Source organism: Dehalobacter sp. (assembly GCA_023667845.1).
GTDB lineage: Bacteria > Bacillota > Desulfitobacteriia > Desulfitobacteriales > Syntrophobotulaceae > Dehalobacter.
In genome coordinates, this window is record JAMPIU010000112.1 from 64,999 (window position 1) to 85,645 (window position 20,647).

Sequence of the window (20,647 nt, forward strand, 5' to 3'; positions counted from 1 at the left end):
AATTGATACACCCTTCAGTTATTCTGATTTTACGTTTGGCTGTATTTGCTGTTTGATCTTGCTCTCCCGATATTCCTGGACAGCTTCGCTCCACTGATTTCTGGCCATATTGACATATTTTATGTACCGGCTTTTGTCAGGATGTTCACTGACTGTAGAAAAATATTTGACAGCTTCATTGTATTTTCCTAGTCTGCGGTTCAATTCACCGATCAAATATAAAATCTGGATTTCCGGAGTCAATTCCGGATTGAAATCCGTATAAAGAAAAGATTGTTCATATTCGGTACAGGCCAGGTTCATAAATCTCATCTCTTCTTCAGTAATTCCGGCTCCGCGGTAAATCCACGCCAGGCGGTGACAGATCCTTGCCAGCACAACATGTTTTTCTTTAATCAGCTGGGCAAAGTAGATCGCTAGCTTAAACGTTCTGACTGCCATTTGATAATCCCGCTCTCCGCAAAAGTCTTTACTGTGGTCCATCTTGCCGGAGATCTCCTCGAGGGTTTTTTTGCGAACATTTTGTGCCATGATTTTGGAAAAATCCTCTGTGAAAGAAAAACCGCAATGAGGGCAGACCATGACATAGTAGAATAACGGACTATTGTCACCTTGCTCAAATATCTGACCAAAATCACTGTCGACCTTGCGCGGCTTAATGAACCGCGACCGGATTTTCTTGGTCACGAATTCCTGACCGCATAAAAGGCATTCGACCTTTTTGTCGTAGAGAGGCTCGAGCTTTTCAGTTATATCCTTTTTATCCATCATAATCCTTATATTTCCTTCTCATCTTTAAAATTACCCTATCCATATTTTATTCTTTTTTTAGAAATAATCTATAGGTTATTTTTCGCGTCTTTTGGAGGTTTGAGCCCAAAAAACTGATAATAATGGCACTCAATTCTTCCATTATATAATTTCCGGCTTTTATCCCACCTTTTTTTAATGAACCTTTCTGGTTTTGGCAGCGAAGTGAGCATCTGCAGGGACCAATCTTCGAGTCTCTCCAGAACCTCGCCAAGTTCCTGATAAGCAGTTTCAGCTTCTGCTGCTGTTCCAAGCCTTTGCCCGTATGGAGGATTCGTAATGATACAGCCATATTTAAATCTGGAGCGGACTTCTTTGACCGGTAGCCTCTGAAAAAATATTTTTCCTTCCAGACCTGCTTCTCTGGTGTGTTCCCTGGCTAAGCGTAAAGCAGCTGGATCAATATCCGAACCATAGATTGCAAGTTCCTCATTTCTTTGCCAGAGATCTTCTGCTTCTTCTCTTGCTTTTCGCCAATGTTTTTCCGCAATGTTCGTCCATCGTTCAGCCGAAAATGCCCTGGCCAGACCAGGTGCCCGGTTCTGCCCGATAAAAGCCGCTTCAATCGGAATCGTTCCTGTTCCGCAAAAAGGATCCAGAAGAACACGGTCGGGTTTCCAGTAGCTAAGATAGACCATTGCAGCAGCAAGTGTTTCTTTTAATGGAGCCTCCCCGGCCATTTGCCTATAGCCGCGTTTGTTTAATCCCTTACCGGAAGTATCGATGGTCAGCGTAACAGTATCTTTCAGAATAGAGACCTGTACGGCATAGAGGGCTCCTGTCTCTTCAAACCAGCTGACGCCATAGGTATCCTTCAGTCTCTCCACAATCGCTTTCTTAACGATCGCCTGGCAGTCTGGAACACTATGCAGCTGAGATTTAACCGATTTTCCGGTCACCGGAAAACAGGCGTCCACCGGCAGCCATTCCTCCCAAGGCAATGCTTTCGTTTGCTGGAATAATTCCTCAAAGCTTCGGGCTTCAAACTCACCCATCTTCAAACTGATACGGTCCGCACACCTCAGCCACAGATTGGCCCGGCAAATCCCTTCTTCATTTGTTGTCCATGATATCTTACCGTTCTGAACCTCTGTATTTTCATACCCCAGATTTTTAAGTTCCCGCGCAACGACAGCTTCAAGCCCAAATGCCGTTACTGCGATCAGTTCAACCCTTGCCATTCAAACACTCCAGTAAAGCTAAATTTTACGCATAACCTACACATCAAAAAAATACAATATTTACTAACTTTTTTACGATAAATGACATTTCTTTCTGTAACCAAAATAAATGGACAGGCTTTAAAACCATTGGAAATAAACGATTTTCTTCTAAAAAACAGTCAAAATATTTTTTTTCGGCCTTTGACAGGCATCAACATTTTTCTTCCTTATTGTAGTGTATACTGATAAAGGTTGCAAAATAAGAAAATTTTAGAAGGAGGAACGACAGTTGAGGCCTGTTGTAATGGTCATCGACGACGACACAAGTATAGCCAATCTTCTGTCAACAATGCTAATTGGCAACGGCTATACTCCAATTATCGCGTCAAATGGATATTCAGCTCTTACTATGCTGAAGAGCTGCCCTCACCCAAATTTAATTCTCACAGACTATTCCATGCCTATACTCAATGGCTGCGAATTTATTGAGAAGATTTCAGCTCAAAAAAATCTGAAAAATATCCCGGTAATTATGATTTCCGGTTCAGATATTGAAGAAAGGAAGCTGCCGAAAACCACAAATTTCAAGGGGATTATCCAGAAACCGTTTAAAATCAATACGGTTCTTGACGTTATCAAGCATCACGCAATCAATCATTGCGATTCTTCACTCTATCCTGCTTAAATTCGCACTTAAATTCCAAACAGAGTTTTTGCATTCATCGATATATCGGAAAAGGTGTCAAGTCAATAATAACCATAATACGCAAAAAAGGCAAAATTAATGCCTTTTTTTCTTTAGATCTTTAAACCCACTGCGTCTCGGCAGTGTTAAAAGTCTTTGTTTTTATAGTCATAAGGTAAATGACACTAATACGCAAACCCTTCCCAAGCTGCCTGATCGAAGGAAGCATTTCCCCCTCGGTCAGATCTCCCGCCAGGATCAATGTTTTGATCTGATTGATGATTTGCTGATAGATCGGTTCGCCGCTCATGTGTGAAATAATGATATTCATGCATCATCCTCATCTATTTAAAGCAAAACCCGTTAACGATTCTTTATTGTCCGTTTCTTTCATAAAATTCAATAACCGTTTCAAAAGGCACTAATAAAAAGATATGTAAGACTATGTCGGAAAGGAGTAGCTATGCAGATAAAGATATTATTAAAGACCGCATGCGCTGTGGTTGTTGCCTTGCTAATCCAATATCTGTATCTGGAAGGACCGGCAATTGCATCCTTCCAAAACGACCGGACGTATGAATATCAGGTAGATAATTATGCAGTCAAAGCACAATTCCCAGCTACAACTGAAGTGCATTTGACTCCCGACAAAGGAGAGGAAATGCGTCTGAACATCTATTTTACGGACAGTAAACTCAGCTTCAGGGGATATCTCCAGATCTGGAGGGCAGACGACCTGGAGCATTTCCTTCAAGACAGCAAAGCCAGAAGTACTTATAACTTTATAAGCTATGTTCTAAAACGTACGTCCTTAAATCATTGGAACGGATTTGAAGAAAGCTGGTCAGCTGATTTTGGCGAAAATGTTATCAGCTCGCAGGAATACTGGTTGGAATTGAATGACAACAACGAAGTTGTCAGAATCTCCTTTTTTACGGATCAGGCTTTTTTCCCCGATAGCACGAGCAGCGCCATTCGTTCGATCCTGGATTCTATATCTGTCAAAAATCATTGATTTGTTTACTGCTCATCTTGTTAACTCCCTCGTACCACGTCAACTCACTAGTTTCACCAGCACAATTTCTGGTCTGCTGCAGAACCTGAACGGGAAATGGGTACTTTCCCCTAAGCCGCAATTGATGATCATACTTGTGCTTTTATACTGAAACTCTCCATAATCATACTTTGGAAACAACGCTTGTCCCGGAACATAAATAGCCCCGAGCAGCGGCAGCCTGATTTGTCCACCATGCGTATGCCCGACAAGCACCAATTCTATCTCATCCTCGGCTGCTTTCGTTAAAATATCAGGGGCATGAGCCAGCAGTATTTTCGGGGCCTGATCGGATATCCGGCCTGTGGCCTTACTCAAGTCATCCCTGTACGTATACGGATCATTGACCCCGACGATCCAGATATGGGAATTTCCGATGCTGTACGTATACGCCTCGTTTTGAAGAACATGCACTCCCTCATTAATCAGAGGCTCCCGGATATGAAACTGATAACGCCATTCGTGATTGCCCGACACAAAGAAAATCGGTTTGGGACGAAGCCCTTGAATCAATTCCCGGCCGGCGGTGAAATCAGCATTATCTTTATCAATGAAATCACCGGTAAGCGCGACCATATCAAAGCTGAATTGATGGATCAAATCAAGCAGGGTTTTTTGCTCCCGGCCATATCTTTTGCTATGCAAATCCGTCAGATGCAGAATCGTGAATCCCTCAAATTCTTTGGGCAAATTGGCAATCGAAGCGCGATACTCAGTTACAGCAACTGAATACCGCTCGTAATATAGAAAAAAGGTGGTTACGATTATCCCGATTCCACCTGCAATCAACTGACGGCGAGTCAAATGATATCTACGCAGAAGATAACCTCCCTCCACCCCGGCCGTTCCTCTGATCTTTTAGGGAATGACTGGATTCAGTGATATAATACTGTTATTATACATGATCAACGTCTTCTTTCCTAATCTTACCACAGGGAGGAATTGCCTTTGCTACAGGTTAACGGTGAAATAGAAGGTATAAAAAACAGTATTCTTAAAAAGTTAGACGGTTTCTATACTTACCAAATTCCTAGAGACCATTTGTGGACACAGGAACTCATTGAACAACTTGCCGAAATCTCTTCGCAGGTGAACAAGGAAATTGCCGTGTATGCCGACCGCAAAGGCCGGATCACCGATGTCAGCATAGGAAATCACAGTACCGTGAAGCTGGCTGAAGTGGAGCAGAAACACAGCCTGCAGCGCCTTTCGGGCACCCGCTGTATTCATACCCATCCCAAGAGCAGCGGTTTATTGTCTTCCATGGACATCAGTTCCCTGAAGCAGTTGAATCTCGATGCAATGATCGCCATCGGGATCCGGAATAACCGGGCTGAAGACCTTTATGTTGGCATTCTGTCACCTACGAACATTGAGGAGGTCAATATTTTCGGACCCCTTGCGGCTGATATAGATGACTTTGCGTTGCTCTTTCAAAATATCGAAGATGCCGACAATGTACTCAGGAAATTGCCTGCAGAAAAAGCCAAAACAGGTGAACGTACCATACTGGTTGGACTGCAGACACGGTACAGCAGAGACCTATACGGAATCAGCGAAGCGGAAGTCTCGTTTGCTGAACTCGAAGAACTGGCCAAAACAGCCGGCGCCTTGATTGTCGGCCATTTGATGCAGAAAAAAGAAACCCGCGATTCCTTAACGATCATCGGCCCGGGCAAGCTCGAAGAGCTTCAGCAAATGATCCAGACACGCCAGGCTGATCTGGTTATCTTCGACGAAGAATTAACCGGAACCCAGCAGCGCATCCTCGAAGAAAAGCTGGGGTTGAAAGTTCTGTCCCGTACAGGCCTGATTCTGGATATATTCGCCCAGCATGCCCGTTCCAGGGAAGGAATCCTGCAAGTAGAGCTAGCCCAGCTCGAATATAGACTTCCCCGCCTGACAGGAACCGGTGTAGTGCTTTCTCGTCTGGGAGGCGGCATCGGAACAAGGGGACCAGGTGAAACAAAACTGGAAACTGACCGTCGTCATATCCGCTCCCGGATTGCTCATCTGAGAGAACGCCTTGACGATATCCGTAGACAACGCGGTGTTCTCCGCGGAAACCGCCAAAAAAACAATATCCCGGTTCTGTCCATTGTCGGTTATACCAACGCCGGGAAATCTACCCTTTTAAATGCGTTGTGCGGCTCGGATGTCTTGGCCGAGGACAAACTGTTTGCTACGCTTGATCCGACAACCCGCAAGCTTCCCTTAAATAACGGCAGTACGGTCCTGCTTTCCGATACGGTAGGCTTTATTCGAAGACTTCCGCCTAATTTGCTCGATGCCTTTAAATCAACCCTGGAGGAAGTCGTATTATCCGACCAGATTTTGATTGTGGCTGATGCTGCTGATCCTCAGGTCGAAGACCACATCCGGATTGTCGATGAAATCCTGGCAGAACTTGGTGCAGGCAGTAAACCGACCCTGATTGTCCTCAATAAAGTTGACCGTTTGCATCCGGACAACCGGATCAGCCTTTGGCGCGAAACGCGGCCTGTTGTAGAAATTTCTGCTTTGCAGAGGAGCGGGTTGGAAGAACTGAAGCAGGCCATCGAGAAAGAACTGTTCAGTGACCACATTCAGGTTAGTCTGAAAATTCCTGTTTCCGATGGAGCCGCATTGGCCTGGCTATATGCGAATACGAAAGTTCTTGAAGTCGTCTATGATGAACAAGTTACCCACGTCGAAGCGGAACTCGCCGCTTCCTTACTGAGCACTGTGGAGAGATATAGAGTCTCTGCTCCATGATAGCACTGCTCATGCCTCTGAACCGGTAGTTCCACTGCCTTTCCGCTTTTCGTTCTATTACAGTTGACTTACGGCTAGTTCAATTAACAAACCAATGGTAAGCAAAATCCCAAAAAGTGTATTGGTCTGAGCCACACTTTTCATTCCCGGCATCATTTCAGCCGGGAATTTTTTGTTGCGGAATCCGTTCAAGGCCTGAAGAGCATTCGGAATGCTCAGCAGGACCAATAGTGCCCAGACAGGCAGAACACCTGCCAGGGTAAGTACAACTACCCAAAGATTGGCCACCAGGAACATTCCCGCCATGAATTGTACAGCCCTGCGGTGTCCCAACAGAATGGCGAGTGTATGGCGCCCGTTCAGCTGATCCCCTTCCCGGTCACGTATGTTGTTGGACATCATGATTGCTCCGATTAGAATCAGATTCGGAACAGAAATTAAAAAGACGTCCCAGTTAATGCTGCCGGTCTGAACAAAATAGGCAATCAAAATAATTCCTGATCCCATAAAGAGCCCGGCCAGCAATTCTCCAAAAGGCGTATAGGCAATCGGGTAAGGCCCACCCGTGTACAAATAACCGACAGCCATACAGCCCAGGCCAATCAGGGCCAGCCACCAACTGCTGCTACTGCAGATGTAAATACCCAGCAGTGATGCAATCAGCAAACAAACCAAAGCCAGACTCAGAACTGTCCCTGCTTTTATTCCGTCCCTGGTGATCGCACCGGCGATGCCAACGGATTCCGCTGTATCCAGTCCCCGGATAAAGTCGTAATACTCATTAAACATATTCGTGGCTGCCTGGATTAAGATTGAAGCAATCAGCATTGCCGCTACCAGTCCCCAGTTTAAGCCGTCTCTAATCTGCCAAGCCAGTGCCGAACCAATCAGAACCGGTATGAATGAGGCCGTAAGGGTGTGCGGACGAAACAACCGCCATAAAACCTCCCTGCGGTTTGATTGCATCTTGGCCCCCGAAGGGGATGATTTTGTTTCCATTATGATTGCTCCTTTGACTCAGTCTATGATTATTCGGTTCCTCATCATTCATTCGAAGTTCGTTTTTATCTTGTGCTGGTCAGAAGCTTAAAGCCGATTGCTCCAAAGATGGTCGCCGAGACAATATTCATAACCTTGGAAAACCCGGGCTTCTCTAAAATCCAATTTCCTAAAGAGCCGGCCGAGTAACCGATAAATCCAAAAATCAGCGCAACAAGCCCCATAAAGATAAGCCCTAAGAATATCATCTGCAAAGGAACGCTGCCAAATTCAGAATTGACAAACTGAGGCAGGAATGCCAGGAAAAAAAGGGCGACTTTCGGATTGAAAACATTCATATAGAAACCTCGCAGCAGCAGGCCGCGGTGATCGAACCCTTGTTGGTCAACACCGGCAGTCAGCGGGTCATTCCGATGTTTGATCGCTTTATATGCCAAATAAAAAAGATAAAGCGCCCCGCAGGTTTTAAACAGAACAAAGGCGACTTCTGACGTCTTGAATATGACAGATAGCCCCAGCGCCGCGGCCAACGTATGAACCGAATTACCCAACGTCAGCCCGATTGAAGTAAAAATGCCTGCCTTCTTTCCCTTGGCTATACCCTGGGTTATCAAAAATACAATGTCCGGACCGGGTGCCAGGATCAGTACAATGGACGAGGTAATAAACAGCAGGACCGCAGATAATGAAAACACGTTCAGTTCTTCCTCTCTTGATTTAAAGCTCCGGATCGATTGCCTTTGGGCAGCAGTCTGTAAACTTCAGCATAGATTTCGCTTAAGGGAAGGTCATGCTCCCTGGCAAGTCTTTTACAGTCTTCATATTCCGGTTTCGATTTGATTCTTTCCGCATCTAAATAAGAATATTTTACATTGACCGGACCGTACCGGGTCTGCATCAGCATATTCTCCCGGCGGAGTATCGTTTTTTCAACTGGATAACTGCGCAAACCAATCGCCGATGTTTCCCGCAAAATAACTTCCCCGACAGCTGAGATCCCTTCCTTGTTGACTAAAGCGCTTAATTTTGACCCCGGCCGCCCCTTCTTCATGATCACCGGCGTTTTAAAGACGTCCAGGGCTCCGGCAGCAACCATCTTTTCTTCAATATATTCATAGAATTCCGGATTCATATCATCAATATTCGTTTCCAGCATCCACTGTCTTTCCTGCTGTCTGAATCCGGGAGCAGTCTTTTCAGCTCTCTCCCCAAGATATACCCGTAGAATATTGGGTATTTCCAAATCCCGCCGGCCAATCCCATAACCGGTCCGGTGAATGATCATATCCACATTGTCCGTATATTCTTGAACATTCGCAGCCAGAATAGCCGCTCCTGTGGGCGTCGTCGTCTCAAAAGGCACGATTCCGGTCTTTACCGGGACACCCTGGAGCAGCTCTGTTACGGCCGGTGCAGGAACTGGAAGCAGGCCGTGCTCACAGCGCACAAATCCACCACCAAGTTCCACACTGGAAGCGACGATCCTGTCAGCTTGCAAGTATTCCAGGCAAACAGCCGACCCGACAATATCGAGAATCGCATCCACAGCCCCGACCTCATGAAAATGGACTTGCTCGGCCTTTATTCCATGAACCCTTGCTTCCGCATCCGCCAGAATGGCAAATGTCCGGATGCTTCTGTCTTTCACAGCTGCTGACAAATCAATTTCCCTGATCATTTTAGTGATATCGGCTAACGTTCTCGCCTGCTGGCTGGAATGGTGGTTCACGGGATCTTCAACCGTTATCTCTACGCGTGTGCCTTCAATTCCATGCTTGCTTTCAGAACGGATGTTTATTGTATATTGCTCATTGATTTGAAGTTTAGCCAGCTCAGCGAGCAGATGATCCTTTGGGACGCCAAGATCGAGCATCGCTCCAAGATTCATATCTCCACTTATGCCGCTGAAACAGTCATAATAGATAACTTTCATCAGCCACCTCTTTTTACAGTTGCCACTACATTCGTTCCCAAAAAATCCCCCGCCGGCAATAACCATTGCTCTGTCCATAACCAGCTGGGCGTTGCGTAAGATCCTAAATACTCAATTCAACATTCATTTGAATAATCCTTGTGATTTTTCGCAGAATTGTGCCGCCATAACCATAAAAAGTTGTTCCCGTTCTCATTCAGAAGATAAGTCCAGGTTACTGAAGGAGTTTGCAGGACTTCTTTTTTGTGCACAATTCCGTTCTGATCAATTTGAACGGTATGAAACGCACTGACAATTTCCGTCTCAATTCTATCGGACAATTCTCGAAAGCCTTCCATAGCAATGCGGTTAAACTCCGTTAGCGGATTTTTTTTGCCCAGCGCTACCAAATAAATGCTCTCCCGGACATCGGAGATATAGGCAAGATATTCCGCCCAACATTTATCCAGATAATGAAGCGTAAGCTGTTTTTCAATTTTTTGCATAAGCTTCGTTCCATATTTCTCAGACAAAGACAGATATCTTTCCGTAGCTTGAAGCTGCAAATGATGCAACACCGTTTCATCTCTCAGGATCCGGAATCTTTTCTCAACAACGATCCGCCGCTGGTGCTCAATCATCGAGGAATACTCCCACAACTGTCTCCGGATATCTTCATGATATCCCTCAATCATTTTGATTCCTCTCGTTATTTCGAGTCTGACAACAGGATCTGAAACGGGACCTTCCTGATCCTGAGGACAATGGTCTTTCGGAATAAAGCGGGCAAGCTGATAATTCTTGATCAGTTCATCTTCCAGACTGATAAAGAATCTGCTTTCTCCCGGTTCACCGTGTCTTCCAGCTCTTCCCCTGAGTTGATTGTTCACCCTGCGGCTTTCAAAAAGACTTGTTCCGATGACATATAAGCCTTCGGCAGTCATCACTTTTTCTTTTTGTTCTTCCCTGGCTCCGCCCAGCTTGATATCGATACCTCTGCCGGCCATATTCGTAGAAACCGTAACCGCTCCCGGTTCTCCGGCCTGCGCAATGACTCCGGCTTCCATTTCATCGTTCTTGGCATTTAAGACCCTGCACGCGATTCCCGCCTGACGGAGGTCAGCCGCCAAAGACTCCGACTCTGCGACGCTTCCTGTTCCGACCAGTATAGGCCTGCCCCGGAGATGTACCCTGTTAATCTCTTCGAGTAATGCTTTTTGCTTGGCTTCCCGGCTTGTAAATATCCAGTCAGGATGATCTGCACGGATACACGGCCTATGGGTAGGAATGACAACAACCTCCATGCCGTAAAATTCGTTGAATTCACCGGCTGAGGTTACGGCCGTTCCTGTCATTCCAGAAATCTTCGGATATAAGCTTAAAAAATGCTGCAGCGTGACTGATCCCAAAATCATCCCGTTCTTCCCCGAATTTATACCTTCTTTGGCCTCCACGGCTGCCTGAATGTCCTCGGGCCAGTGGCGTTTGTCGGCAATACGTCCCGTATATGGATCGATCAGTTCGATCCTGTCGTTGCGAAGAATATAGTCCTTATCCCTTTTGAGCAAGACCTCTGCATGCAACGCGCAGTTTACCCTAGCCAGCAGCTGAAGATCTTGGGCCTGGTAAAGATTACTTTTGTTCAGCATTTTTTCTATATGCTGAAGTCCGCTGTCAGTTAAAAAGACATGATTGCCGTTCTGGTTTAATTCAAAATCCAGGAGAGGCCGCAATTCTTTCACCAGTCCGGCGAGGTGGGACAGATCCTCTCTGCCCCCGCTCATTTCTCCGGCAATCACCAGCGGAATCCGTGCTTCATCAATTAAAATTGAATCGGCCTCGTCAATAATTGCATAATGAAACGGGCGCTGAACCAGCTCCTGCTGCTCCAAACAAAGGCAATCCCGCAGATAATCAAAACCCGCTTCTTTAGCCGAGGCATAGGTTATATCCGCCGAATAAGCCTTTTGCCGTTCCGTTAAAGCCATACCTTCGCTGACACATCCAACCGACAGTCCAAGAAATTCATAGACCGGTCCCATCCAGCTGGCATCCCGGGCTGCCAGATAATCGCTGAATGTGAGGATATGTACACCTTTTCCGGCTAAAGCGTTCAGATAAGCCGGCATGACTGCTGACAGGGTCTTACCTTCTCCAGTCTGCATCTCAGCAATCTTCCCCTCATGCAACACAATCCCCGCAATCAGTTGTTCCGCAAAAGGAAACAGGCCCAAGACCCGGCGTGATGCCTCCCTGGCCAGCGCAAAAGCTTCCGGCATCAGCAAATCAAGCGAACTTCCGCTTGTGGCCAGGAGTCTTAAACGCTTCCCGATTTCTTTTATTTGCTTCTCGTCTGCCTGAGCAAGTCGGTACTGTTCGATTTGTTTCAGTATGGCATCATAGGCTTTCAAATTATAGGTCAGCGCATACTCCCGCTGCCTCATAAACCAGCTGATTTGTTCCAGCTTCGCTTTGAATCCGGCTGGATTGAGTCTATCCGTAAGAAATTTAAACATAAAAATACCTCTCCTTATAAATATACAGAAATTCCGCTGTCAGGAATTAATACCGACAGCCATTCCGGATTATTACAAAGAAAGGTTTCTGACAAGTTTCAGGAGATGGAACATAATAAGCAGCATCAGCGTGAAGAAAAAGACAATATCCAAAGATAGGGTAAAGTGGTTCGAAGCACTCGCAAAAAGAGCAGCAGAAAGAAACAGGCTTCCGCATAGCATTTGACACAGGAAACCATTGCGAAGCGCCTCCCTCTCAGCAATATACAGCCAGAGTAACACCGAACAGGCTGCATAGGCCCGGGATTGCATCCCCTGTAAAATTGTTTTCCGGATCCTATTTACCACCGGAATGAGTACTGAAATCATCAGCCCCAGGATAAACAAATCCAACATTCTCATACCCTCTTTGAATCTTATTATACAAAATATCTTCGCTTAAAAATATCCCATTAGAAAAAATAATCTACGCCAATCCGTGTATAAACATAGAAAGCCCTTGTCAGACGGCAGACATATACCCTGCACGACAAATATCCTCCCCCCAAAAAAACCGAAGAAAAATGAACAATAATTAATATCAACAAACCCTAAGCCTCTACTTGCTTAGGGTTTGTTCTATGTGGAACATCCATAAATTGAGCTTATAAAGTCTTTGCCATCTCATTTAATTCTCCGCACATTGCGGTAATTTCCTCAATACTGGCTGTGACTTGTTCTGTTGCTGCAGCCTGTTCCTGGCTGGCATGCAATGAACTTTTACTCATATCTCCAGCATCATTCACTTTGGCTTTAATGGTATCCGTTAATTCCTGGATTCGGGGAACAGTGCTCTTAGATTGTTCTGAAAGCTTTCTTATTTCTTCCGCCACAACACCAAATCCTCTGCCTGATTCCCCGGCTCGGGCGGCCTCAATTGCTGCGTTCAGACCAAGCATTTTTGTCTCGTCCGCTATTTCTTTTATGAAGATAGAAACCTTATTAATTTCTTCAGAAAGGCCGATAATTTCCTTAATATTGTTGTTCAGATTTTGTTCGTTGGAGTGAATACTCGTAGCCTCCGCTGCGAGCTCTTCAATTGCTGCAGAAATTGCAGACAAGCCATCTTCAAGATTTCCTGAAATAATGCGCAGGTGTGCTGCTGTTTTTTTGGGGATAATGACTCCCAGAGAAGCGACTATTTCGTCAGGATTGTCTTCGTCAAAGAGCGGGTAATTTGTTTCTAAAACAGGGAAACCGTATATCTCTGCTCCACCTTCTTCTGAAATAGGCTTTTTCGTTTTGATGGTCCGGGAAGCAACATCTTCTTCCTGAATAACATGGCCAACAGGAAGAGACGATATATCAAATTTTCGAGAAGCCTGCCGGTAAACAACCTGAGTTAAATCCGTCATGTAAATAACCGAACCTTCCTCGAACATCTCAGCCAAAACAGGGGCAAAATCCTTAAAGGCAGCAGCCACAGGGTGTAATTTCGGTAGAAAAACAGAAAATGCACCGAGAACATTGTCAGTATCATCAATAATTGGCATAGCGACAATGATGAGTCGTTGACCATAGACGATCCGGGGAACATTCTGTGAGACTGTTTTTTTATTACGCACTGCATTCATCATCACGCTGTTGCTCTCAACATGATACCCAACCTCAAACGAATCTAAGTGGAAAGAATCTGAAGAAAATCTCCAAACAATTGTATCTCCTTCCGTTACGCAAAACATAATTCCGCCCGGAACCAGATGGCCTAGGGTTTCTGCCAAGGATTTGCATGAATCTAAAGCCGAAAATTTAATCATATTTGTTCCTCCATTTTTAACTAACAGATGCAAATATTTCGTTTTTTAATTTCGTGACATCCAGAAGCATAATCAAGCGATCCTCAACTTTACAGATCCCTTTGATGCAATTATTGCCTAAATGAGCGATTTCGACATATAAACTTTCGATGGACTCTTCACCTACACTCAGAACCTCCGAAACGTCATCCACAATATTGCCTAAAAGCATTCCTTCCAGGTTAAGTATCAGCAACCGGCTGTCATTTTCTGTTTCCGTGTTTTCAAGACCAAATCTTTTTCTAAGGTCTACCACGGGAATAACTTGATCTCTGAGGTTTAACATACCTTCTATGAAAGAAGGCATGTTCGGCACTCTGGTAATGTTTTTGGGAATTCGTATTATTTCCTGGGCACAAGAAATGTCAATGCCGTAATCTTCTTTGCCCACAGCAAACACCACCATTTGAATATTTTTCAAAATATCACCCCCTTTTTATAGTTATTTATATCGTATTTTTTATGCTATCGTTTAAATAGGTTATATTTATATCAAAACGATAGACTAAAGCTAATAATCCCAAACAGAAACTTTTTTAATAAATTTGAATTTAAAATATTTCCCAAAAATAAGAAAAAAGCAACAAATATTATTATAGCTTTATAAATAATTAATATTGATAAAATATTTAGATAATTGAAACAATATTTGGCTAAACGTACTAGATAAACGAAGGAAAGGAGAAAAATGTGATGCAGCAGAAAGAAATAGTCAGAAAAATTGTCGAAACGTTTTATGGTGCTACAGAAATTACAACCTTGTACGTCCCGTTAACACTGGTTAATCACCCTTCAATTCTAAGAGGATCCAACTATACATTCTTGATGGACTATTTTGAGTTTGGTGAAATCATCAATTTTCTTACAGCTTTGTTTGAACAAGACTCTTTTGACTTGAATACTTATCATACTGTTATTACCAAGAACTTCTTTGTCTATAACATTGTAAGGATCGGGTACAAAACAAAAAAAATAGGAGCGGTGGTTTCTGGGCCGCTCATCGTTCATGATCCTCCAGAAATAGTTCTGGATAATATTCTTAGGTCTCGATTATTATCCTTTCAGAAAAAGCAGGAGTTCAAGAGCGCGTTGAAAACAGTGCCTTTGACCACTTTAAAACGTATTGATTACCTGGGAAGATTGCTCCTTGTGTTATGTAAACCCAATGTCAAGACATTAGTCGGCTCGAAGCAAAGTTTTCACTGCTGGGAAGAAAGAGATCCCAAGGCAGGATATAAGAATTTGCTTAATCCCTGCCTGGAGGAGGATAGAAAAAGCCATTATGACATGATTTATTTTTTTCTTAAGAGTGCTAGAGATAACATCATCCGCGGAGATGAAAGAGGAATACAACTGCTTCTCAGAAAATCCGGGGACTTGCTATGGCAAACACGGGCCTACGATAAGCAATATATTTCTTCCCTAAAATTAAATTGCATCATTACAGGCAGTATTTGCTGTCTTTATGCCATTCAGGGAAATGCTCCCTATGAACGGATGATGTCTCTGCTGGAGCGTTTTATTGTCAAGATAAATAAACAGAGTTCACCTGAAGAGATTATTATTCAAATGGTAGAAATCTCTAAAGTGTTTACACACGCCGTTTCTGTCTTAACCTGTAAGGAATATTCGATCCATATAAACCGGGCTTTACAGTATATCAAACGTTATTATGCTGAAAAGATCACTTTAAATCAGCTGGCTAGGTATCTTGGCCTAAGCCCTTCATATCTTTCCAGTCAAATAAACAAAGAAACACACTTAACACTTGCAGGCAATATTAATAAAATCCGGATTGAGCAAAGCAAGGATCTTTTGCTGAATTCCAATAAGCCCATTAAGGAGATTGCTGATGCGGTGGGATATAACTATCAAAACCATTTTAATTCTATTTTTAAAGGCATAGTTGGGATGACCCCGCTAGAATTTCGAAAAAAGGGTTGTTAAAATAAATTAAAACTAGATAAATTAAAACATCCGGCACATTGCTAAATGCCCGGACGTTTTTTAGTCTCTATTATTAAAATTCTGGGAACAAGTCTTTTATTTATCCAGATGTCATCTAATCTCCAATATCGGAGATTTCTTTAAGTTTCTTGCTTCGTGGCGTATACGCGGGCACACCTAACGGCTTACAATGTCAAATTGTCAAGGTGTAGGTGTCGTTTGACCATAGGTCAAAATTTAAAGCGAATAAAGAAGTGCATTGCAAATGGCTGCAGCAACATTGCTTCCGCCTTTTCGGCCTCTGGCTACGATGTAGGGAACGCCGGAAAGCATGATCAGCTCTTTAGACTGCACAACGTTGACAAAGCCGACAGGAACTCCAATCACCAGTACCGGCTTAATCTGTCCTGACCGAATAAGCTGGTCCAGTCTGATCAGTGCTGTAGGTGCATTTCCGACGGCGATGATCAACGGTTCCGTAATGGTACTGGCCTTCTCCATGCAAACAGCCGCGCGTGTGCTGCCCTTTTCTTTAGCTTCCTGTGCTACATCCTGATCGGATATAAAGCAGTAAACCTTTCCGCCATATGCGCCTAGTTTGCCGGCATTAATTCCAACGCTGGCCATTTTTGTATCTGTTAATATCGATGCCCCATTTTTAATGGCACTAAGCGCAATCTGCACGACATTGTCGGAAAAACACAAGCTATGAACATAATCAAAATCCGCCGAAGTATGGATCACCCGCTTGATGATTGGGGCTTTCTCCATATCCAGTTGGATATCCCCAAGCTCTTCTGTGATGATCGCAAAGCTTCTTTTTTCAATCTCCTCTGGCAGTACATTTTCAAATCGATGCTCCATGATTATTTACCTTCCTACTTTTTCTGGGTTAATATTGGGGGGTTCATTTTGATTCATGTCTTATTTTAGCTTTCTTTATGCGCTACGCTTACTCCAACAGGCCAGACCGATAACACAAACACCGGGTTCTGTCCCGTAAAGAGATGATAATTCGCCAGCTTTCTGGCTTTGGAGACCATTACTTGAACAATCTCCACGTCATAAACAGTCTGATCGTTATAGTAATCCATGGCTTCATTCAGGGTTTCCAGCGTAATCGCATTGATAACAATTCCCGCAACCGGGTTTTTGGCATAAACCGTATCGAGTATTTCCTTCAAATTGCCGCTGCTGCCGCCGATGAAAACCCTATCCGGTGGCGGAAGCTCTGCGATTCCGTCCGGTGCCGTATTTTTGATAACAATAAGATTCTTCACACCGAATTTCTCTTTATTCCTTTGGATGAGCTCTACCGCCTGATCTTTTTTTTCGATCGCATAGACAAATCCATCCGACTGCTGCAGTGCCATTTCAAGTGCAACAGAACCGGTTCCGGCTCCAATGTCGTAGGTGGTATCGCCCTGGCGGAGACGTAGCTTAGAGAGAGAAACCGCCCGGACCTCCTGTTTGGTCATAGGCACATCACCACGCACAAACCATTCATCTGGAAGCCCGTGCGTGATGCAGGCCCGGTCCAGCGGCGTTACATTTTCAATTATCATGACACTCAGTGAGGCGAAGGGCTGTTCAATAAATTCTTGGGCCATTCCGGTGCAAATCCTCTCATCCGAATAGGATAGGTTTTCACCAATACTGACTTTGACATGAGCTAAGCCGAAATCACAAAGTCTCCTGCAGATGGATGCCGGGTTCTGGTCTCCACCTGTCAGAACAAATACCTTCCTGTTATTCATCACTTTTCCGACGATATTGTTGGCTCTGCCGTGCAGGCTGCAGATCACGGCATCGTCCCAGGCAGTTCTGAGCTTCGAAGCAAAATACTGAAGTGATCCGATTCCACAGATCAATCGGATATTTTGAAAAGCTACAAGGTTTTCAGATTCCAGTGTGCTGAGGAGCGACTTTGCCAGGCTGTAAAAACCAACATCCCCAGACACCAGAATAGAAACTTCATAGGTGCATGTGCCGGCCGATTGCAGCGTATGCAGAAGTTCCCTGATCTGCCGGTCATGGGTTGCATAATATAAATCTTTTCCATTTGCCAAGTCCATCAATCCTGCCAGGATACGCTTGTCACCAATCAGACACTGGCTTCGTTCTATCGCCTCCGCTGTCTCACGAGTCTGCTGCAGGAGATTGCCCGGACCCATGCCAATAATGTTTAGCCGCAGCATTTTGCGTCACCGCTCATTTCCTTTATCCGATCGACAACAATTTGTGCAAGTCTCTTATCTGCCCCCAAAGTTTGTCCAAAGCTGATTTTTACATTGGGGTATTCTTTCAAGAATCCATCAATTTCAGCCGGGATATCCTCCAGGATATGAACGCCGTCAAACAGGAAATACGGAATGACCTTGATCTCTGTAACTCCCCGGTCAACAAGTTTTTTCAGGCCAGTTTCCAAGTTGTTATCCGAGAACTGTAGGAAAGCATATTCAATTAAATTGGTATTAAGATCGGACTTCAGTTCTTCCTTTACCATCTCAATGATTTTCTGCAGCGTATTTTCCGTTTCACTTTGTCTGCTACCGTGAGCTAAGATTAAAATTCCCGTCATCGCACTCTTCCCTTTCCAAAAATAATTCCTTAATTGAAGATTCTAACTTCATTACCTGGTGTTCTAATGAAATCGGTTATTCAAATTTAGAGAGATCTTAAGGCCTTCTCTGCACACTCCAGCGTCCGGTCAATATCCACTTCCGTATGGGAATTAGAGATAAATGCCGCTTCAAATTGCGCAGGGGCAAGATAAATTCCCTGATTCAGCATGGCACTGAAGAATCGTCCATACATCTTCGTATCACTGGTCAAGGCATCGGTATAATTATAGACTTCCCGTTCGGTAAACAACAGCGTCGAAAGCGAGCCGATACTGTTTACCGTCGCCTTTAGGCCTCTAGCTTTGATCAGTTCCCGTAATCCGTTGCTTAGTCTTACTGAGAGACTATCGATATGCGTATAGATCTGTGGGTTGTTTTTAAGAATAGAAAGCTGCGCAATACCTGCAGCCATGGCCACAGGGTTTCCGCTTAAGGTCCCTGCCTGATAGACTCCTCCGCAGGGTGCGACCTGCTGCATAATTTCTTTTCTTCCTCCGTATGCCCCGACCGGCATGCCGCCGCCAATAATTTTTCCAAAAGCCGTTAAATCCGGCTTGATGCCAAACAGTTCCTGGGCTCCGCCAAGACCAAGCCTGAATCCAGTAATAACCTCATCGGCAATAAGCAATGTGCTGTTTTCAGTACAAAGCTTTTGCAGTTCCTGCAGGAAACCCGGCTTCGGCAGGACAACACCCATATTGGCAGGTACAAGCTCAACAATCACTGCTGCAACCTGATCTTTATTGTTTTCAAATAAGGCCTGCACACTGCCAATATCATTAAATACCGCTGTCAGGGTATCAACGGCGCATCCCGGAGGAACACCGAGGCTGCTCGGTACACCGGAAGACATAACTCCCGATCCTGCCTTGACCAACATTGCGTCGCTATGCCCATGGTAACAGCCTTCAAATTTTATGATTTTATTTCTACCGGTAAAGCCGCGGGCTGCACGTACTGCGCTCATCGTTGCTTCTGTTCCGGAATTGACCATCCGAATCATTTCAATCGACGGAACCAGGTCAAAGATCAATTGGGCCATCATGACCTCTGCTTCTGTAGCAGCGCCAAAACTCAAGCCATTTTCAGCCGCTGCCGTCACTGCCTTAAGCACTTCCGGGTTGGCATGTCCGAGGATCATCGGCCCCCAAGAGCCGATATAGTCGATATACTCGTTACCGTCTACATCATAGAGTCTTGCCCCTTTGGCACGGCTGATAAAGCGCGGCGTATCGCCGACAGACTGAAAATTACGCACAGGACTGTTGACTCCGCCGGGCATCAGCTGTTTAGCCTTTTCATATAAAATTTCCGATTTCATAGCTTGTACCTGCCTTTTAACTGTTAAATCTTAACCGATTCTTCCTTCACTGATATACGCCGCAATCTCCGGTGCAAAATATGTGATCAGCATATCGGTTCCTGCCCGGAAAAAACCCACGGTCGTTTCACAGATCATCGCGGCTTCATCAATCATTCCGGCCTTGGCTGCAGCCTTGATCATGCTGTACTCTCCGCTGACACTGTAAGCAGCCAGGGGAAGGTCAAATGTCTCTTTGAGCTTGGCAATCACATCCAGGTAAGCCAGAGCCGGTTTGACCATCAAAATGTCCGCCCCTTCCAGTACATCAAGTTCTGATTCCCGGACGGCTTCCCGCAGATTATGATAATCCATTTGATAAGTTTTCCGGTCTCCGAAAGACGGTGCACATCCGGCTGCCTCCCGAAAAGGTCCATAGAAGGAGGATGCATACTTGGCCGAATAGGACATAATCGGTAGGGTCGTAAAATGGTGTTGGTCCAACGCTTCGCGGATGGCTTGTACCCGTCCATCCATCATATCGGATGGCGCTACCATATCTGCACCGGCCTGGGCATGGGATACTGCCACTTTGGCCAGTATTGACAAAGTGTCGTCATTATCCACTTCCTTGCCTTTTAATAGGCCGCAATGTCCGTGACTGGTATATTCGCAAAGGCATACATCTGTAATGACATTAATCTGTGGAAAGCTCGACTTGATTTTCCGAACAGCCTGCTGCAGGGCACCGTTTTCGTTATAGGCCTCACTTCCGGTCTCATCCTTGCGACTGTGCTCCGGTACCCCGAAAAGCAGAACACTGCCGATACCAGCCTTGATGACGGTTTCCACCGCATGTTCAACCCGGTCCGGGCTGTAGCGCTTCTGGCCGTCCATCGCTGCGATATTTTCTTCAATTGCACTGCCTTCCTTGATAAATATCGGGTAGATCAGGGCACTTTTAGAAAGACGAGTTTCACGTACCAACTCCCGGGTAACGTTGTCTTTTCTCAATCTTCTCGGTCTGATCGCTTCCATCGGTACCTCC

The 20,647-nt window shown here is 44.9% G+C and carries 19 protein-coding genes and 1 pseudogene; 4 read left to right on the forward strand and 16 right to left on the reverse strand.

Features of this window, described 5'->3' with window-relative positions:
* Positions 1-18: 18 nt before the first annotated feature.
* Positions 19-771 (reverse strand): DUF2225 domain-containing protein, encoded by a 753-nt coding sequence (locus tag NC238_08275; GenBank protein MCM1565933.1) that lies wholly within the window; start codon positions 769-771, stop codon positions 19-21.
* 68 nt (positions 772-839) lie between these two features.
* Entirely contained in the window at positions 840-1,991 is a 1,152-nt protein-coding gene (locus NC238_08280; protein ID MCM1565934.1) for a class I SAM-dependent RNA methyltransferase, read from the reverse strand.
* A gap of 271 nt (positions 1,992-2,262) precedes the next feature.
* Between NC238_08280 and NC238_08285 the strand changes: the two genes are divergently transcribed.
* The gene (locus tag NC238_08285; GenBank protein MCM1565935.1) at positions 2,263-2,658 is read left to right on the forward strand and encodes a response regulator; all 396 of its coding nucleotides are present in this window, start codon (positions 2,263-2,265) and stop codon (positions 2,656-2,658) included.
* Positions 2,659-2,836: 178 nt separating this feature from the next.
* Here the strand turns inward: NC238_08285 and NC238_08290 are convergent.
* A pseudogene (locus NC238_08290) lies at positions 2,837-2,989 on the reverse strand (GntR family transcriptional regulator).
* A gap of 132 nt (positions 2,990-3,121) precedes the next feature.
* Here NC238_08290 and NC238_08295 point away from each other — a divergent pair.
* Positions 3,122-3,673: a hypothetical protein gene (locus tag NC238_08295; protein MCM1565936.1), complete on the forward strand. Its 552-nt coding sequence runs from the start codon at positions 3,122-3,124 to the stop codon at positions 3,671-3,673.
* Positions 3,674-3,712: 39 nt separating this feature from the next.
* Here NC238_08295 and NC238_08300 read toward each other — a convergent pair whose 3' ends face one another.
* Positions 3,713-4,549 carry a metallophosphoesterase gene (locus tag NC238_08300; protein ID MCM1565937.1) on the reverse strand — a complete coding sequence of 279 codons (837 nt, stop codon included), beginning with the start codon at positions 4,547-4,549 and terminating at the stop codon, positions 3,713-3,715.
* Between the two features lie 111 nt (positions 4,550-4,660).
* On the opposite strand from NC238_08300, the gene hflX reads away from it, so the two are divergent.
* Positions 4,661-6,466, forward strand: a complete 1,806-nt coding sequence (gene hflX / locus NC238_08305) for a GTPase HflX (protein ID MCM1565938.1) — start codon at positions 4,661-4,663, stop codon at positions 6,464-6,466.
* Between the two features lie 57 nt (positions 6,467-6,523).
* On the opposite strand, the gene NC238_08310 is transcribed toward hflX, so the two are convergent.
* The 7 genes from NC238_08310 to NC238_08340 form a co-directional block, all read right to left on the reverse strand.
* Entirely contained in the window at positions 6,524-7,465 is a 942-nt protein-coding gene (locus NC238_08310) for a 1,4-dihydroxy-2-naphthoate polyprenyltransferase (protein ID MCM1565939.1), read from the reverse strand.
* Positions 7,466-7,530: 65 nt separating this feature from the next.
* The gene (locus tag NC238_08315) at positions 7,531-8,160 is read right to left on the reverse strand and encodes a LysE family translocator (protein MCM1565940.1); all 630 of its coding nucleotides are present in this window, start codon (positions 8,158-8,160) and stop codon (positions 7,531-7,533) included.
* Positions 8,161-8,162: 2 nt separating this feature from the next.
* Positions 8,163-9,398, reverse strand: a complete 1,236-nt coding sequence (larC, locus tag NC238_08320; protein ID MCM1565941.1) for a nickel pincer cofactor biosynthesis protein LarC — start codon at positions 9,396-9,398, stop codon at positions 8,163-8,165.
* A gap of 116 nt (positions 9,399-9,514) precedes the next feature.
* Complete coding sequence (secA2, locus tag NC238_08325; GenBank protein ID MCM1565942.1) at positions 9,515-11,893, reverse strand: accessory Sec system translocase SecA2; 2,379 nt, start codon at positions 11,891-11,893, stop codon at positions 9,515-9,517.
* Positions 11,894-11,965: 72 nt separating this feature from the next.
* Positions 11,966-12,289: a hypothetical protein gene (locus tag NC238_08330; protein ID MCM1565943.1), complete on the reverse strand. Its 324-nt coding sequence runs from the start codon at positions 12,287-12,289 to the stop codon at positions 11,966-11,968.
* Between the two features lie 248 nt (positions 12,290-12,537).
* A complete protein-coding gene (locus tag NC238_08335; protein ID MCM1565944.1) occupies positions 12,538-13,287 on the reverse strand; it encodes a methyl-accepting chemotaxis protein in 750 nt (249 codons plus the stop codon).
* 418 nt (positions 13,288-13,705) lie between these two features.
* Positions 13,706-14,149, reverse strand: a complete 444-nt coding sequence (locus NC238_08340) for a chemotaxis protein CheW (GenBank protein ID MCM1565945.1) — start codon at positions 14,147-14,149, stop codon at positions 13,706-13,708.
* Positions 14,150-14,421: 272 nt separating this feature from the next.
* Here NC238_08340 and NC238_08345 point away from each other — a divergent pair, with 272 nt between their 5' ends.
* Complete coding sequence (locus tag NC238_08345) at positions 14,422-15,675, forward strand: AraC family transcriptional regulator (GenBank protein MCM1565946.1); 1,254 nt, start codon at positions 14,422-14,424, stop codon at positions 15,673-15,675.
* 237 nt (positions 15,676-15,912) lie between these two features.
* Here NC238_08345 and NC238_08350 read toward each other — a convergent pair whose 3' ends face one another.
* From NC238_08350 to hemB, 5 genes are all read right to left on the reverse strand, one after another.
* A complete protein-coding gene (locus NC238_08350) occupies positions 15,913-16,539 on the reverse strand; it encodes a precorrin-8X methylmutase (protein ID MCM1565947.1) in 627 nt (208 codons plus the stop codon).
* A gap of 65 nt (positions 16,540-16,604) precedes the next feature.
* A complete protein-coding gene (cbiE, locus tag NC238_08355; GenBank protein MCM1565948.1) occupies positions 16,605-17,873 on the reverse strand; it encodes a precorrin-6y C5,15-methyltransferase (decarboxylating) subunit CbiE in 1,269 nt (422 codons plus the stop codon).
* Positions 17,861-18,256, reverse strand: coding sequence for a CbiX/SirB N-terminal domain-containing protein (locus tag NC238_08360; GenBank protein ID MCM1565949.1), 396 nt, complete (start codon positions 18,254-18,256; stop codon positions 17,861-17,863). The genes cbiE and NC238_08360 overlap by 13 nt, the downstream gene beginning before the upstream one ends.
* A gap of 86 nt (positions 18,257-18,342) precedes the next feature.
* Complete coding sequence (hemL, locus tag NC238_08365) at positions 18,343-19,620, reverse strand: glutamate-1-semialdehyde 2,1-aminomutase (GenBank protein ID MCM1565950.1); 1,278 nt, start codon at positions 19,618-19,620, stop codon at positions 18,343-18,345.
* A gap of 30 nt (positions 19,621-19,650) precedes the next feature.
* Positions 19,651-20,637, reverse strand: a complete 987-nt coding sequence (gene hemB / locus NC238_08370; protein ID MCM1565951.1) for a porphobilinogen synthase — start codon at positions 20,635-20,637, stop codon at positions 19,651-19,653.
* Between the last annotated feature and the right edge of the window lie 10 nt (positions 20,638-20,647).